Origin of the sequence: Lutibacter citreus, from assembly GCF_003260195.1 — a bacterium.
Classification (GTDB): Bacteria; Bacteroidota; Bacteroidia; order Flavobacteriales; family Flavobacteriaceae; genus Lutibacter; species Lutibacter citreus.
This window is the reverse complement of the sequence record NZ_QEIH01000006.1, coordinates 301,950-319,412: the sequence shown is the minus strand read 5'-3', so window position 1 is coordinate 319,412 and position 17,463 is coordinate 301,950. Positions and strand designations below refer to the sequence as shown.

The 17,463-nt window shown below is 29.9% G+C and carries 13 protein-coding genes; 7 read left to right on the top strand and 6 right to left on the bottom strand.

What is annotated here, in order from left to right:
- Nucleotides 1-268 precede the first annotated feature (268 nt).
- From DAD81_RS14220 to DAD81_RS14190, 7 genes are all read left to right on the top strand, one after another.
- Nucleotides 269-1,846 carry a type I restriction-modification system subunit M gene (locus tag DAD81_RS14220; protein ID WP_111708945.1) on the top strand — a complete coding sequence of 526 codons (1,578 nt, stop codon included), beginning with the start codon at nt 269-271 and terminating at the stop codon, nt 1,844-1,846.
- Nucleotides 1,847-1,849: 3 nt separating this feature from the next.
- Nucleotides 1,850-5,134 carry a P-loop NTPase fold protein gene (locus tag DAD81_RS14215; RefSeq protein WP_111708944.1) on the top strand — a complete coding sequence of 1,095 codons (3,285 nt, stop codon included), beginning with the start codon at nt 1,850-1,852 and terminating at the stop codon, nt 5,132-5,134.
- Nucleotides 5,135-5,137: 3 nt separating this feature from the next.
- Nucleotides 5,138-6,319 (top strand): restriction endonuclease subunit S, encoded by a 1,182-nt coding sequence (locus DAD81_RS14210; protein WP_111708943.1) that lies wholly within the window; start codon nt 5,138-5,140, stop codon nt 6,317-6,319.
- On the top strand, nt 6,316-9,318 hold the full coding sequence (locus DAD81_RS14205) for a type I restriction endonuclease subunit R (RefSeq protein WP_111708942.1): 3,003 nt from the start codon (nt 6,316-6,318) through the stop codon (nt 9,316-9,318). Before DAD81_RS14210 ends, DAD81_RS14205 begins: the two co-directional genes overlap by 4 nt.
- A 215-nt stretch (nt 9,319-9,533) precedes the next feature.
- Entirely contained in the window at nt 9,534-9,671 is a 138-nt protein-coding gene (locus tag DAD81_RS20725) for a hypothetical protein (RefSeq protein ID WP_157961141.1), read from the top strand.
- Nucleotides 9,672-9,811: 140 nt separating this feature from the next.
- Nucleotides 9,812-11,857, top strand: coding sequence for a hypothetical protein (locus DAD81_RS14195; RefSeq protein WP_157961140.1), 2,046 nt, complete (start codon nt 9,812-9,814; stop codon nt 11,855-11,857).
- A gap of 33 nt (nt 11,858-11,890) precedes the next feature.
- Complete coding sequence (locus tag DAD81_RS14190) at nt 11,891-12,700, top strand: trypsin-like serine peptidase (RefSeq protein ID WP_111708939.1); 810 nt, start codon at nt 11,891-11,893, stop codon at nt 12,698-12,700.
- Nucleotides 12,701-12,710: 10 nt separating this feature from the next.
- Here the strand turns inward: DAD81_RS14190 and DAD81_RS14185 are convergent, their stop codons facing one another.
- The 6 genes from DAD81_RS14185 to DAD81_RS14155 all read right to left on the bottom strand — a co-directional run bounded on the left by DAD81_RS14185 (nt 12,711) and on the right by DAD81_RS14155 (nt 17,365).
- Nucleotides 12,711-12,980 carry a hypothetical protein gene (locus DAD81_RS14185; protein WP_111708938.1) on the bottom strand — a complete coding sequence of 90 codons (270 nt, stop codon included), beginning with the start codon at nt 12,978-12,980 and terminating at the stop codon, nt 12,711-12,713.
- Nucleotides 12,981-13,754: 774 nt separating this feature from the next.
- Nucleotides 13,755-14,000, bottom strand: coding sequence for a hypothetical protein (locus DAD81_RS14175; RefSeq protein ID WP_111708936.1), 246 nt, complete (start codon nt 13,998-14,000; stop codon nt 13,755-13,757).
- 97 nt (nt 14,001-14,097) lie between these two features.
- Nucleotides 14,098-15,378, bottom strand: a complete 1,281-nt coding sequence (locus DAD81_RS14170; RefSeq protein WP_157961139.1) for a DUF3987 domain-containing protein — start codon at nt 15,376-15,378, stop codon at nt 14,098-14,100.
- Nucleotides 15,365-15,676: a hypothetical protein gene (locus DAD81_RS14165; RefSeq protein ID WP_111708934.1), complete on the bottom strand. Its 312-nt coding sequence runs from the start codon at nt 15,674-15,676 to the stop codon at nt 15,365-15,367. Before DAD81_RS14165 ends, DAD81_RS14170 begins: the two co-directional genes overlap by 14 nt.
- Nucleotides 15,677-15,678: 2 nt before the next feature.
- Nucleotides 15,679-15,963, bottom strand: a complete 285-nt coding sequence (locus tag DAD81_RS14160) for a helix-turn-helix domain-containing protein (RefSeq protein ID WP_111708933.1) — start codon at nt 15,961-15,963, stop codon at nt 15,679-15,681.
- A gap of 88 nt (nt 15,964-16,051) precedes the next feature.
- Nucleotides 16,052-17,365 (bottom strand): hypothetical protein, encoded by a 1,314-nt coding sequence (locus DAD81_RS14155; RefSeq protein ID WP_218939719.1) that lies wholly within the window; start codon nt 17,363-17,365, stop codon nt 16,052-16,054.
- Between the last annotated feature and the right edge of the window lie 98 nt (nt 17,366-17,463).

Here is a 17,463-nt window from a genome sequence, read left to right as displayed (position 1 = left end):
CATTAATATTGTAGATATCGCAAATCACATCTTACTTTAAAAGTGTTGCTATTTAGAGTAATAACAAACTTGTATTCTTCTTACTAATTTCCATACATAATTTGTATTTTTATAAATTAAAAAAATTGTGAGGTTACCAAATTTATAGAGGCATTGCCATAATTGCTAAAGTACAAGTGTGCTTTTGGTTGTAAGAAACAGTAATACAGGTGTTCTAGTTCTGGTATAGAAGATGTTCTCACATCAATAAAATAGAATTATAAAATACATGGCAAAAGCAGATATCGATTTTGAAAAAGAACTATGGGATGCAGCGAACGAATTAAGAGGTGCTGTATCTGAAAATAATTATAAAAACTACATATTACCCTTAGTGTTCTTAAAGCACCTAAGTGAGCGTTATGACATTATTCATGACGAATTAGAAGATCTTATAAAAGATCCAAAGTCAGACTATTATACTACAGACGATGAAGAGATAAAATATGTATTGGAAGATAAAGATGAATACCGTTCTCGGAATACCTTTGTAATTCCTGAAAAAGCATCTTGGAAATACTTTAAAGACAATGCAGAGCAAAACGATATAAAGGTAATTATAGATGATGCTTTTGACGTAATACAAGATTTACTTACAGATTATAACTCACAGCTTAACAATTTACTGCCACGTATTTTTGTTCGTAGTGAATTATCTGCAAAGCAAACAGGAGGTATTATTAACTTACTGTCGCATCCAAAATTTTCGGAAAAGGAAAATCCTGAAAGTGATATTCTAGGTCGTATTTATGAATACTACATTGGTCGTTTTGCAATGGCTGAAGGGTCTGGTGCTGGACAATTCTTTACACCAGGAAGTATTGTAAGGTTGTTGGTTGAATTATTAGAGCCTTATAAAGGAAGGATCTTTGATCCTGCTTGTGGTAGTGGGGGTATGTTTGTGCAAAGTTTGAAATTTATCAATGAGCACGGTGGTAACAAAAGTGATATTTCTATTTACGGACAAGAAATGACAGCTCAAACTTTGCGTTTGTGCCTAATGAACCTATTGTTACGTGATTTATCTTTTGATATCAAACTAGGAAACTCCTTGTTGGATGATAAATTTCCAAAATTAAAAGCAGATTACATTATTGCCAATCCACCGTTTAACGTGAGTAACTGGCACCCGGAAGATTTACCTGATGGTGATCCTCGTTTATTTGGTCCAAAAGAAGAATTTACTACAGATGGAAGCGCCAATTATATGTGGATGCAAACCTTTTGGAGCCATTTAAGTGATACCGGAACAGCCGGAATTGTAATGGCAAATGGAGCGATGACCTCGAATACGAAAGGTGAGAAAAATGTACGCCAACATATGGTTGATAATAGTATGATAGATGCTATTGTTCGCTTACCAGACAAACTGTTTTTAACAACGGGTATTCCTGCCTGTTTGTTTATTCTCAGTAAAAACAGAGATGGAAAAGACGGTACTCACAGAGAACGCAATAATGAAATATTATTTTTAGATGCTTCTAAAATGGGAACTATGGCAAGCCGTAAGTTACGTGTGTTTGCAGATGACGATGTTAGAAAGATTGCTACAACTTATCACAACTGGAGAGTCATTGGAGATATTTACGAAGACATAGATGGTTTTTGCAAAGCAGCAACTATTGAAGATGTGCAAAAACAAGACTACAAACTAACACCAGGTATTTATGTAGGTACTGAAGCCGAAGAAGATGATGGTATTCCGTTTGAAGAAAAAATGGAAACTTTAAAAGCTCAATTACACACACAATTTATTAAAGGGAATGAGTTGCAGGAACAAATATTAAGGAATTTTAATAAATTCTAGATTATGATAGAAGATGAATATAAACATATCACAACTGAAATAGGAGTCTCTCCAATCAGTTTTAATTTAGCTATAGTTCCCATAAATTCAAGAGGTTCTTTAGGAGAATTGAACCTTTCAGTTATTAAAACATATGGTTATAGCACTTCAGATATTGATGAAATTGATATTTCTAATGGGTATTATGTATTAGACACTAAAAGAAATAAACCTATTATTTTTATTGTTACTGTTGGAAAAGGGAATCCTGGAATTAGCCTTAAAAACAATCTTACAAAAGCACTAGAAGAGAATAAAAAGTTATTGAAATCTAAAAAGGTCTGGGTGCCATTAATGGCAACTGGTGCTGGCGGTATGGAATTTGTAGATAGTTATGATACTACAATCGGAGTATTAAAGCAATTCCCACAAATTAATTTTACAATTTCGATACCCAATGATAAAAGAGGAAATGAGTTTATAAATAATTTTAAGACTTATAATTTAAGATCTAAAGAAGGTGATGAATTAACTTCAAATTCTATTGAAGGGAGTATTAGAGGAAAATCAACTGTCACAGGAGCATTAACAAATAAAAAAACTAATTCAAAAGATGATTTTGAACAGAATAAAATAAATACAGCCGAATTAGAATACTTAAATTTAGTTAATGTTAATTACTTTTTAGCGGGTCATATTTGGGGAGATAATAATCAAATGCCACGTTTCATTAAGGATAATGTATGGGAAAATGGACATGATAATATTGACACAGATTTAGTTAACACAGCAAAAAAAGGTGATGTTATCTTCTTAAAATCATCCTTCGCAAAAAAAAACGTCGGAATTTTAAGGATTAAATCAGTTGGGGTTATTACTTCTAACAAAGAAGATGGGCATAATTTAGATGTTAACTGGTATAAGTTCAAAAACCAGATAGATATTGAAGGCTTAAGCAAATATAGAAGCACATTTGCTAGAATTATGAAAGATGATCTTTCTGAAATATTAGGAAATGTAGTAAAAAAAATTCCAGATTTTAAGAATGTATATTACAGTTTAACTCAAAAAACTAAATCGGAAAAACCTCTACAAAAAGAAACAGAACCGACTGTAAATATCACTACTATAGCAGGATTAATAAGTGATGCAGATTCTGGAAAAGATTACTTAGATATTTCAAAAGACGTTAATGCATTTGCAAAAGTAATGTCTGCAAAAAGTTTTAGTCCACCTTTAGCAATTGCTCTTTTAGGAAAATGGGGGTCTGGAAAAAGCTTTTTTATGAGAAAGTTAAAGGAGCGTATACAAAACCTTTCAAAAAGTAATAATACTCAAAATGCTTATTGTAATGGTATTGCTCATGTTCATTTTAATGCTTGGTCTTATATGGATTCAAATTTGTGGGCTGGAATTATAACTAAGATTTTTGAAGGTTTACAAGAGTACATTACTAACGATTCTTTAGCTAGCATCAATAAAAAAGAAATTGAAAAAGCCCTAACAAAAAAACTCAACATAGCTCATGATGAAATAACCGATTTAGAACATCAAAAACAGAGCGTAGATAAGAAAATTAAAACTTTAGAATCTCAAAAAGGTAAAGCAGAAGGAGTTCTTAAAGGAAAGATCGATGAGATTAAAAGCAAATCAATAAAAACAGTTTTAAATAAATTAGATGAATCTTTTAAAATTTCAGAAAAAGTATCAAGTGCATTATCTTCAAATGATTCCTTTAACAAGTCTGCTGATAATTTCAGTGAAATAGTGCCACGTGAATATTGGCAAAATCCAACAGAGTTATATAAAAAAACAAAATCTAAATACACATTTGTAAGAACCTTTTTTAAAGGCGCTAATTGGAAAAAAAGTATAGCATGGTTTTGCATTATCCTTATATTAGTTATTTCAATGAAAACCATAGTGTTTCTTGGAGCCAAATTTATAGGAATAATAGATTTTACATTTCCCAGTAAAGCATGGTATTATATATCTTTAAGTGGGGCTTTTATTTACAGAAACTATAAAACATTCAAACATTTACAACCGCTAATCTCCTCATTCTGGAAAATTAAGGAAGATTACGAGCTACAAAAAAAAGACGCTATTTTCAAAGTTAATCAAGCTGAAAAAGCTCTGAAATTTGAAATAGCAAACTATAAAACCGAAATACAGACTATTAATGAGCAAATTAATCAAGCTAAACAGTCTAAGTTAGAAATAGAATATAGACTAGAAAATACCTTAACAACAGAAGCGCTTTTTAATTTTATTGAAAAACGCTCAGTTAGTGACGATTATAAAAAACACTTAGGAATTGTTTCAATTATTCGTAAAGATTTTGAAATTTTAAGCGAACTATTTAGCGGTCATCATGATGAATTAAACAATTCTAAAGAATCAGAAGAATTTAAAAAGAAATTTAACAAGCCTTTAGAACGTATTATATTATACATAGACGATTTAGATCGCTGTTCAGATGAGCGTGTTGTACAAGTTCTTGAAGCTGTTAATTTACTAATGGCTTATCCATTATTTGTAGTTGTGGTTGGTGTCGACCCTCGATGGGTAAAAAATGCTTTAATAAAAAAGCATCAATTGCAGTTTAGTAATAATGGAGATAGGAATGACAACATGGAAATGATTGAACCATCTGCATACTTGGAAAAGATATTCCAGGTTCCATTTCAATTAAAATCTGCTACCGATGATAGTGTAAAACACATGCTTAAAACCTTGGCAGAATCGCGACCAGAATCAGAAATAGTTGACGAAAATTTTATATATGATGAAGAAGGAGAGCCTGGGGGTTATTATGATGCTGAAGACGAAGAGTTAAAAGAGGGTTTTGATAGACAAGCACATATCATTTCGATTGAGGAAACAATAGAGTCACTTAAATTTTCTGATAAAGAAATTCAATTGCTTCAAAGCATGTCTGAGATTTTAGGGGCAAACCCAAGAGCATTAAAACGGTTTGTTAATATTTACAGAGTGATTAAAGCACATGAAGATTTTAACTATACTAATGAATCTGAAGAAGGTGAGCTTTTATCTGTTATGTTTTTAATAGCATTGCCTCTTGGTAAATATAAAAAGTTAGCAAGTTCGTTTCAACGGTTTATAAAAAACTCCCAAAATGATGAAAGTAACTTACTCTCTTTTACTGCAGAAAAGAATTTAGATGAGTTAAGATTTGAGTTAATAAATGTCCTACAAGGCAGTAATATAGAATTTATGAAGCAAACGAAAGATGCGTTTAGAAAGCACAATACCTTTATAAACCGTTTTACTTTTAATAATATATAATCTATGCCACAAAACTGGAAAACATATAAACTCTCAGAAGTTGCCAAAATTAAATATGGTAAAGATCATAAGAAGTTAGAAGAAGGTACATTTCCATGCTATGGTACTGGAGGAATAATGCGATATGTTGATAAATGTTTGCACAATGAAGAGTCTGTTTTAATTCCAAGAAAGGGTTCGTTAAACAATATTTATTATGTTGATAGACCTTTTTGGACCGTGGATACCCTATTTTGGACTCAAGTAAACACTGAATTAATATTTCCTAAGTACCTATATTACAATTTAAAAACAGTTGATTTCGCATCTAAAGATGTTGGCTCAGCAGTTCCTAGTTTGACAACTAGTTTATTAAACAGTTTTGAAATAACTGTGCCACCCCTCCAAGAACAAAAAGCCATCGCATCCATACTTTCTGCACTTGACGACAAAATAGAACTCAACCTGCAAATGAACAAAACCTTGGAGGATATGGCTATGGCATTATACAAACATTGGTTTGTAGATTTCGGTCCGTTCCAAAATGGAGAGTTTGTAGATTCTGAGTTGGGTATGATACCGAAGGGTTGGGATGTGAAGAACGTTGAAGACGAATTTAATATCTCGATAGGAAGAACACCACCAAGGAAAGAAAAGAAATGGTTTTCAACTGTTTCTGGAGTCAAATGGATATCCATAAGAGATATGGGGAATGCGAACACTTATATATTTAACGTATCCGAGTATTTAACAGAAGAAGCTGTGAAAAGCAAGAATGTGCCTTTAGTTCCTGCGAATACGGTAATTCTTAGTTTTAAGTTGACAGTTGGAAGGGTGTCTATTACAACAGAAAATATGGTGTCAAATGAGGCAATTGCTCATTTTGTAAAAAGTAAAAAGACGACCATTACTAGTGAGTATTTGTATCTAGCCTTGAAGTCTTTTGATTACAACTCACTTGCTAGCACATCCTCTATTGCAACTGCAGTAAACTCCAAAACTGTAAAGGGGATGAAAATAATTGTCCCTGTCTCATCTAGTGTGCAGCCTTTTCAACATGAAATAAATGCATTATTTGAGATGATAAAAAATATTTCAATAGAAACAGAAACCCTCACCACTTTACGAGACACCCTATTACCAAAACTCATCAGTGGAGAAGTTCGGGTTAAAGACATAGAACAAACCATAGCTCAAATGTTATGACCAACTTAATAGAAATAACGGTTCAAAATGCTGCAATAGAAATGTTGGAGGCTTTAGGGTACAACCACATAGAAGGAAATGCACTAAAAAGAGACCTTAAAAAGGTAGTGTTGGAAGAAGAATTACGCTCTTTTTTACAAACTACATACAAAGGAGTTCCACCAACTGCAATAAATGAGGCTATGGCTTTATTTACACAGCACGCAGGAATGGATGTAGACCATCGTAACCGAGATTTCCACCGCAAATTAACACAAGGAGTAGATATAAGTTGGAAAGATGCCCAAGGGAATGAACAAGCCAAACACGTATATCCAATCAATTATAAAGAGCCCCATAAAAATACCTTTGTGGTTTCCGATGAGGTTACCATTATAGGCAAAAACACACGAAGAACAGATTTGCTCATCTACATCAATGGCTTACCGGTCATTGTTTTTGAGTTTAAAAATATGTTCGATAAAGAAGTAGGCGTAGACAATGCACACCGTCAAATAGGACATTATATTTTAGATATTCCACAACTGTTCGATTACAATGCACTTACCGTAATTTCTGATGGAAGGGAAACATATCACGGTATGTATAATTCCTCATTAGAATGGTTTGCACCTTGGAAAAGTTTAAAAGGCGACGATATAGAGCAGGACGAAGCTTTTCAGTTAGAAACCTTGTTAAATGGTTTGTTTCCAAAAGAGACACTGCTTAATTATATACAAAACTTTATTTTTCACGAAGACCATAACGGGAAAATTATTAAAAAAGCAGCCAAGTACCATCAGTACTGGGGAGTTACCAAAGCTGTAAAAAGCGCTGTTAAAAACATAAAACCAAAAGGCGATGGACGTTTAGGGGTAATTTGGCATACACAAGGTTCAGGTAAGAGCATTTCTATGGCAATCTTAACAGGTATTTTACGTCAGTTACCGGAAATGAAGAATCCTACCATTGTTATTCAGGTAGACCGTTCCGATTTAGACCAACAACTATATGAAAACTTTGTGCTATGCAAAGATTTGGTGGGCGATGTACAACACGCTGATACTACTGATGAATTGAGACAATTACTAAGCGCAGATGGTGGAGGTGTTATTTTTACCACTATAGAAAAATTTAGGTTAAAAGATTTAGAGCACGGAAAAGAAATTCAACATCCGGTGTTGTCAGAGCGTTACAACTTAATAGTAATGGCTGATGAAGCGCACAGAACCCAATACGGTTTTAATGATGGTGGTTTTGCACAAAACATAAGAAGAGCAGTACCAAATGCTTCATTTATCGGCTTTACAGGAACACCTGTAGATGGCAAAGATGCAGATACCGAGTTGGTTTTTGGTCCCACAATTCACACATACGATATAAAACAAGCAGTTGAAGATGGTGCCACGGTACCAATTTATTATGAGCCTAAAATGGTTCCTTTAAATATCAAGGCTGAATATACGCAAGATTTAGAAGAGGTTGCTGAAGGAGAAGAAGACAGTACCAATGCAGTTTGGGCAGCTATTGAAGATGCTGCAGGAGCAGAAGACAGAGTAAAAAGAGTTGCAACCGATATTTTAACACACTTTAATGCACGAATAAAAACCTTGGATGGCAAGGCAATGATTGTGTGTATGAGTAGAAGAAATTGCGTAAAAATGTACGATGCCATTACAGCGTTAGAAGGTTGCCCGGAAATTGCTGTTATTATGACAAGTAATATCAGTAAAGACCCTAAGGAATGGAATCCACATGTAAGAACAAAGGATGCTATGGAAGCTGTGAAAAAGCGTTTCCGGACACCCGAAGATCCTCTAAAAATTGTGATTGTTCGTGATATGTGGCTTACAGGTTTTGATGCTCCTTGCGCACATACTATGTATGTAGATAAGATAATGAAAGGGCATAATTTAATGCAAGCCATTGCTAGAGTAAATAGAATTTTTGAAGACAAACCAAATGGTTTAGTAGTAGATTTTATTGGTATATCAGGATTCTTAGCGACTGCTACAAAAAAATATACAAGTGGTGGTGGAAAAGGAAAACCTACCATAAATATTGATACTGCTGTTGAGTTGTGTTTAGCGCAATTTGAGAAAGTAATGGACTTAATGGATAATTTCAGTATTGAAACCATTAATAATATGTCCGCTATGGATAAACTGAAATGGTCTAATGGATTGGTTGATAAATTATTACAATCAGACCCAGTTACAGATGAGTTTTTACACGAAGAAAGAAAGCTAACAGAACTTGTCGCAATGACCAATTCTGATAAACGAATTTGGGAAATACAGGAAGAAGTTGGAGTGATACAGAAAATACGACAAGTCATTCGAAAAATTAAAGTACCTCCAGGGGCACAGCGCACCAAAAATGACAGAATAAAAGACTTGATAAGTAAGTCTATTGAATCACAAGAAATTGTGGATTTAGCAGCAATGTATGATTTAGAGAGAATAGATATATCTATTATAGATGACCGTTTTCAAGCCATTGTAAAAGAAAAAGGAAGCGAGAATATCAAAGTTGAATTACTTAGAAGGATCATCAACGATGAGATAAAAGTTCGAATGAATAAAAACATTCGCAAGATGACAAGTTTAAAAGAAGAGCTTGATAAGGTATTGGGTAAATATCACAAAAACAGTCTGGATTCCATAGCTGCTATAAAACACTTGTTAGACATTGCAACTGAGTTTAAAAATGATGATAAACGAACTAAGGAATTAGGCCTAACAGAAGATGAGTTAGCATTCTATGACTTACTTTCAGCTAATGAAAAACTACTTAATCAAAAAGGACCTTTGCAAGATTTAGTACATAAAGTAGTGGGTTCAGTAAAGAAAAATCTACAACTTGATTGGAGAAAGAAAGAAGATGCTCGTGCAGCTATCCGTTTAGCAGTAAAAAAAGAACTTAAAGGAAAGGTTCCATTTTCTGCTTTGGATAAATTATTGAAAGAAGTTATAGAACAAGCAGAAGGGCAATATAGTGATTGGCCAATGGTGGGGTAAAAATAGATATCATAATTAAACTTGTTGCAACAAAATTCATTTTTAAAGTTGTAATAATCCTACATTACTTTTTAAAACGGAGTGTGTATCTTCTATTAAGTGCTTTTATTAAAAATTTAAAAGCTCTCAAAAAAGGAGAGCTTAAAAAAAATTGCTATGAAAAAGATTACAGAGACTTACTCTGCAATAATTTCAAATATAATTTATTAGACTATATGGAATTTCCAATTGGAGGTAAAGTATTGTTAATTAAAAACGATACTGTAAAAGTTGGTTTAATCAAATATCTATTAAATAAAAGTATTCCAATTTATTTGGCAGAATTTTATAGTCATGTTTCAAGTAAAATATAAATATTTAAAATCTATAAACGATAGATTATCAGTTGTTTAAATTTTTTTTGTATATTTAGTTCATTATTTAAACGCATTATTATCTTTTATTTAATTGAAAGTGATTGTTGTTAAATAATAACTAACCAAAAAAATTTACTATGAAAACCTTCACTAATGTATTGCTGTACTTTTCATTTATTATTTTAATTAATCTAAATTCTTACTCACAAAATGCATATTTGGAATCTATGATTATTGAGGATTATGGAGTTCACGAAATTCAAGATGTTATTATTAGTACCGAAAGTGTAAATAATAAGTATCCTATAGATGTTAAAACTAAAAACGCTCTAAATAATTTCAGATTTTTTCTTGACAATCCTTTTAATAAAGATTTAGAGCAAATTAATGTGAAAGAATTAATGAAAATAATTAAGGATATCAGAGCTGTAAATATTGAGACTACCAAAATTGCTCCTATTTATCTTGATTCACTAATTTTAGATGAGGTTCTTGTGGTTGGATCTAACAATCATGATCTGATCAGTAATTCTACAGCAAGTTCTGGAAAATCATTACCAACCGAAATTATTGATGCAATGTCTCGATTTTTAGTTGAAAGGACAAAACAAGAATTAACATTGACATTTTTTGATAATTTTAGGAGTAAACTAAGTGATACATTATATTTTCCTATAAAATTAAACAACAACACAATAAATATTAATATTCAAGCCAAAACATTGTTGCCAAATACATTTTTATTAATTGATAACAGGCAATTTTTTGACGTTCCGTCTTTAGGTCAAACTTGGATTACCGCATTTAAAAAGGATCTTAATAATTTACCAAAAACATCTGCTAACATAATTAAAGAGAATAAAGAGTTTAGAAACTCTGATATAGGAAAATATTTCTTACTTACTTATGAGATTATTGACAAAGTTGAAAAAGGTTATCATCCTATTGAAATTCTGGAAGATATAAATTATTCCAATTTAGATTATGATATAAATAATTTTGACACATACTTTGGTTTATTTAGTCTAGTAGCAAAAAACTGTACTAAAGTTGATGAATTTGAGAATAAGAAAGATTGGATTAATATGTCAGATATTTTGGAATATGATTATGAATATAATGCAAAATATTTTTTAGGACTTATATATCAACAAGGAGTGAATAGCAAATTGTTTGAAAATATCAAAGTAAAGAATAATAATACCGTAATTACATTAAAAGAATTAATAACAAAAGATAATTATTACATATTATATAATGGAGTGAAAAAAATTGTATCCGAATTAAATAATGTTAAAAACACTCTAGAAATAACCAAGAAAACAGAAGGTGAGGATAGCTTAAAGATCTATTTTTCTTATTTAAATTCTGTTTTGAAAGCCTTAAATAATTCTATAGAAATTTCATTTAAACTTTATAATGATGAGGACTATTATGGTTCTAATTTGTATAAAAAATATTTACCTATTTCAAAAGATATTGAAATATTTTTTGGAAGTATTGGAAGTGAAAATTATGGAGAAAGTTTATTATCAACTATAAGTTTTTTGAAACATGTATCGGATGTAGATAGTGATAATGAGCTAATAAATTCTTTGATTTATTATGGTAATTTTTTAGTTGATGTTATTAATGCTTCTGAGAATAAAAATGTAGATATAAAAGAAATTATAAATAATTATGCTTTGCCTGTTGGTTCTTATCGAATAAAAAGACGGTTCGATTATTCTATAGATGTTAGTGCTTATCCTGGATTATATTTTGGATATGAACACTCCAATAGTGAAAGTGGAAATTTTGGAATAACCGCACCAATTGGATTTTCTGTTTCAACCCGTAATAAGAAATTAACCCCAGAAGCTGAATTATCTTCATCAAGTTCTTTGTTTTTTTCAATAATAGATATCGGAGCGCCTTTTAGTTATAGGTTTAAAAATGATTCCGCAGAAGGCCTTCCAGAAAATATAACATGGAAACAAATATTTTCACCAGGTTTTTATTTTATTTATGGATTTAAGAATGCACCATTGGCACTTTCTTTAGGTTGCCAATTCACACCATTATTGAGAGAAATTGAAATTAACAATGTTCTAGATGAAAAAAGTGTATTAAGAACAAGCCTTGCCTTAATGGTAGATATACCCTTATTTAATCTATCTAAAACTAATAAAAAGAATAAATAATAATATATATGTCTAATAAAAAAATATTTTATTATGGTATTTGCTCAAACATCAAATTCAAACTTCAACAAGATTGTGATTATTTTTTTATTGGCTCTTTGTATAAGTGGAAAAAGTAATTCTCAGACCTTATTTATTGATCAAATTTCTAAAGAAGAAATTGAATTAAATGGCTTTAATTCAATTTCATACCAAGATGTAAGACGATTCCCATTTACTGGTAGTATTAAAAACTCAACAGCATTTTTTATTTCAAGAAATTTCTTGCTTACTTCGGCTCATAACGTAACAAAGTTGCCGTTTCATTCTGTTAAAAAGCTAACGTTATTCCCGTCAAGAATTGGAAGCGATAAATTATTAGATTCAGTATTTATCAAAATTAGATATCGAAAAAATATTAAATACCCAAAGAAGTATTTTTTTTATTTTCCTTGGACGAGAAAAGATAATGACATAGCTTTAATTTATATTCCAGATGAAATTTTAAATAAGAATAAAAAATTAAATTCACTTCGATATTTAAAACTACTTAAGGATAGTAGTAAAAAATTAGTTAAAGGGGATACTATTTTTTGTGCGGGATATCCAGCCGAAGAACCTTATGGAGGTAAGTATTTAATGACTTTAGATACCTCGATAGTTATAAAAGTTGGTAAGGGGTATTTTACACATAGCCTTAAAACATTGAAAGGTAATAGTGGGTCTCCAATTATGGTAAAAAGGAATGGTGAGTTTTATGTAGTTGGGGTCAATTCAATCAATGGTGTGGGAACTTATTTAAATAATGAAAAGTTGAGAATGATTGAAGAATGGAAATTAAAACTTGAGTTAAGAAATAATTAGAGATATTTTTTTAAGATGAAAAGTATTCATAAATCAGCCATATGATTATTACAATCACTACAATTATTGATATAATGCATCGGTTAAGTCTAATTTCTTGCTTTTTTCTTTCTACTTTTTCTCTTTCTTCTTCAGGTAAATCTCTATGCCTTGCTTCTTCTCCTTGCTTTTGAAAATAAGTTAAAATAGTAATAATAAAAGCAATGAACGCAATTGGTATTCCAAATGATTTACCCATTGAAATTGATTTAGCAATAGCTTCGACTAATGTTTCAATCATTTTTTTTAAAAGATAGTTAAATTATTTTATTGTTAAAAGCCGTAGCGACAAGAGTTATTGTTTTCATTAAAATAAATGCAGTCTGCAACAAAAGTAACAGCTTGCAACACCTTAAAGGAATACTATCTTTTGAAGCTTAACTTATTGTTATTTAGCGCTTTAATTTTAACAGTTGCAGGCTGCAACAAAACTTGCAACAAACGTTGCAACAAACGTTGCAACAAACGTTGCAACAAACGTTGCAACAAAACATGCACTCAAAGTTAGTTCCTTAAAATTTAAAAGCTCTCATAAAAATGAGAGCTTAAAAAAAATTGCTATGAAAAAGATTACAGAGACTTGCTCTGCAATAATTTTAAATATAGGAAATAAATTATTAAATCTTTATAAAATTCCAACTTAGATATACAATAAGACCTTTATAATATCGGGGTTTGTAGTGTATATCTAGTGATTGCTATCCAGTTGCAATCAGTTTTAATCTTTCAGAATTATTATTTCAGATTTAAAAGAAGGAGTATTATATATTTTATTTAGTAGTTTTAAAAGATATATTTTATAATTAGGGATATCTAAATTTGAAGTAGGATTGAAATCATATATTGTTGCAACATTTGTTGCTGTACATTAAAATAGCTATAATTGAAAATTTAAAAAGCTCTCGAAGAATGAGAGCTTTTAAAAAAAATTGCTATGAAAAAGATAGTAGAAATATTTCTACTAGGAGTTAAATTTAAACAAAAAAATTATATTACATAGTTTAATTTTTTAATATTAGTTTATAACTTCTATTTCAACGCTGGTTTTATTTGTAGTTAACTTCTCTGAAAGGTATTTTACCATATATTCCTTGTAATTTTTTTCATTTAAATGTTTTGTTGGTAGGTATTCATATATTTTATAAGAAATATCAATTCTTTTTAAATAATGAGAATGGATAGGGAATTTTCTTTGATTTTCAAGAGGTATTTCAATAGGTATTTCAGTGAATCTAGTTATTTTAAATTTTATTTTTTCCATATGTTATGATTGTAATGTTGTGTCATTATTGTCAGTTTTAACAGTATTTATTCAATTTTCTTTTGAAACTGACAAAACTGACAAGATTGACCGAGTATTAAATTATTAATTGTTTTGAATATAAACCTTGCTTTTCTTTTTTGAAAAGAGTTCTATTTTTTAAAAAACGAAAGAGTGCACGTTCATTTATTTTATAAAAAGCAGCTTGTTTTAAAGCTTGAACTGTTGTGAAATTGGAATCTAAACTATTATATAATTCTTTCTTATTAATTGTTAGTTCTTCTAAAGGGTTAATGTTGTTTATTTTATTATTTATAATAATAGCATTAACGGTATAGTATTCAATTAGTTTAATAGCATTTTCAACTGCGAATAATTCAATTTTATTATTTGATTTATTATTTAATGCCCAATGCATTAACTGAATGATTAACGAAAATCTAGCAACATAAACCTCGTATTTAGCTAATATTCCTGTTTTTATTGGGTCATTAAAACAGTCACGGCGTGATTGGTTTTGCCATTTTATGAGAAGCTCATTTGCTTCTGGTGAGAAACAAATTATATTTGAATTAAAATTGTTAAATTCTAGAGAAAATAATCTTTGAATTAAAAAGTTATAATATTCTATTGATTCTTTATTAATATTTTCATTATTCCAAAGTACTGGTTTAGGATTTTGATTGAATGCAAATAGAAATCTATCTATAAACCCATTGTCACCTCTATTGTTTTTTGTTAATTCAGATAATAACTTTGTTTGTACTGTCCCAATAATATTTACATAAGTATTGTCTAATCTAATGGGTTCGTCACTTTTCCTATCTACTGAAATAGATCCTCCGTTCCAAAAACTTAGGTATGTTTCTTGTTCGCTAGAACTGTTGTATCTGCCAAAGTTTTTTATCCAACCAAAGAGTTCATCAGAAAGTATTGAAACACCTCTTGAATTGTTAGAATGAATTTTAATTAATGATTCTGGAGTGAAATCTTTTACAATTTGTTTTTTCCAAAATGGTTTTAAACTTATTTTCTTTTCATCATCATTTAAAGAATCATACTCTTCTATTTCTTTTTTATAGTTGAGATAACTTTCTTTTTCTTTTTTTTCAATTGGAGCGTAAGCAAGGCTTAATGGGTGTGATTTTACTTCTCCAGCGTTACCTACAATTACCATATATAAGTTAGCTTTTGTGTAAAAGCCTTCTTTAATTTTAACCTTATAGGTATTTCCAATAGCTACAGAACAAGCTGATAAAATAGAGCTTCCTAAAAAATCAATAGGAAAGTTTAATGTTTTCTCTGCTTGTTCTAAGAATATCATTATCTCGGTAGGGAAAACTTCATAAGGGAATGGGTTCGAGTTATTTGCTACCATGTACAATTGGTGTGAAAAAATCATTATTAATTAAACCATCAAGATGTAAATCCACATGAAATACTTTTAAGAATTTATCGGTGCGCAATTGATAATCTATTTGGTTTTGAATAATTTGATAAGGAAATCTCGGGTCTGCTTTTACTGAATTTCTAATATGTTTTAATTCATTAATATAATTAGTGTACTGCCTTTTAGTGTTTTGATCAAGAATGAATGTAATATCTTGATTTAAGTTTAGTAAAAGTTGATCAATTAAGGCTAAAGAGTTTTTCTTAATATTTGTATGGTCTTTCATAACTACTCGTTTATTTTAATTAAACTTTTTTCAACCTCATTACGTTGAAATCTTATACGATTTCCAATACGAAATGGATTTAGAATACCTTTTCTACTCCAATCATCAACTGTAACAGTAGATATTGATAATATTGTAGCAACTTCTTTTTTAGTTAACCAAGTAGTAGGTTCTTTTGGTTGGAATTTAGTTTCAAATTCTTTTAGTTTAACTTCTAAACCTTGTAGGATGTTGTGAACTAATTCATCTTTTGAAATGTTGTGTACTAATGTTGCATCTTCCTTCATAATTTATGTTTTAAAATTGATGATGCAAAAGTGATAAATACTTTGTTCGGGAAAAAAGAGACTTTGTTCGGAGTTTATGAGTATAGAGTTATTCCTTTGTTTTATTTTGTTCTTTTAAGCAAGAATTAATAAAATCTTTGACATTTTCTGTGTGTCTCGATCCATCTGAAAGTTTAGATTTATCTGGAATAGATATATCAAATTCATTTTCTAAATATATTATATAGTCTTTTTTTGTTACTCCATATTTGAATATTTCATCGAAAAAAGAAAAGGGTTTATTAAATATAGCATCACAGATAGGCTGAAAACCTCTCTTTTTTGCTTTACCATTATTGTTGAGGACATTTGTGTAATCTAGTGTTTTGTAAAAAATATTTTGTGAATCAATTGTTTTGAAAATTTTATCATGAAATATTTTGTTATCTATTTGGTTATCTGCAGAATTATCAATTTTATTTTTTAATTCGGATTCTAAGAAATTAAGAGCTTTAAAGCAATCTGTTATATGTAAAACTCCTCGAAACTCTCTGTAATTAAAGATGTCAAAGACGTCACAATCGGGCTTTTTGTTTACTGGGATTATGTCGAACTCTTGTATTGGTTCAAATTCAGTATATGCTAATTCCTCATAATTATATGTATATCCATCACATAAATAGTCCATCATTAAATCATCATTTTGTCCGAGATTACGTTTAAATAATTTAATGAAATCGTTGTCAAATGTTTTTCCATCTTCATTGTAAATATTTTTTTTATTAAAGTCATTGAAATAGTCTAAATAGTATTGGTTTTTTTGTAGTTTTTCAGAATATTTTCGATGTTCTGTTTTTATAATATTTATTCTGTCATCTTCACCCAAAGCAAAGTTTAATGAAATTTTTAATCTAGATATATCTTGTGACTCTTCCTCCATCTCATCATAAATTCTAATGTTTTCTAAATAATAATCATAGACGAGATCTACTATTTTGGGGTTGAATATATAATTTGAGTAATTAATATAATCTTCAGCTTCTTTTATAGTCATCCCCTTTTTTTGCATAAAAGTGATATCATCCCAATTTAGAAATGCTGTTAACATTAAATGTTCATCAATTTTATCATCAATTAAGATGTCCTCAAACTTGAATGGGTAACGATATGAAGGTATCTTGTCTTTAGAATATATATTTGCTTTGTACTTGTCGTAATACGTTTCTAAACTATCTAAATATTCTCTAGAGAAACCTGTGAAGCCAATTCCTTTGGAAAATATTATAGCGTTTTTAGAGAAATTTGAAAAGTCTTTTTCATTTAAACTTTTTATGAATTTTCGGATAAAGATTAATAAATCTTTATCCGAGAGACTTGTTATATATTCTCTTGAATAAGAGATTAGATTATCATCACATAGCATTAGAATGTAATCTAAAGAGAAATCTATTATTTTTTGATCATTTAAATTATTTAAAAATTTTTTTGTAAGAATAATGAATTGATTGGAATGTTTGACAG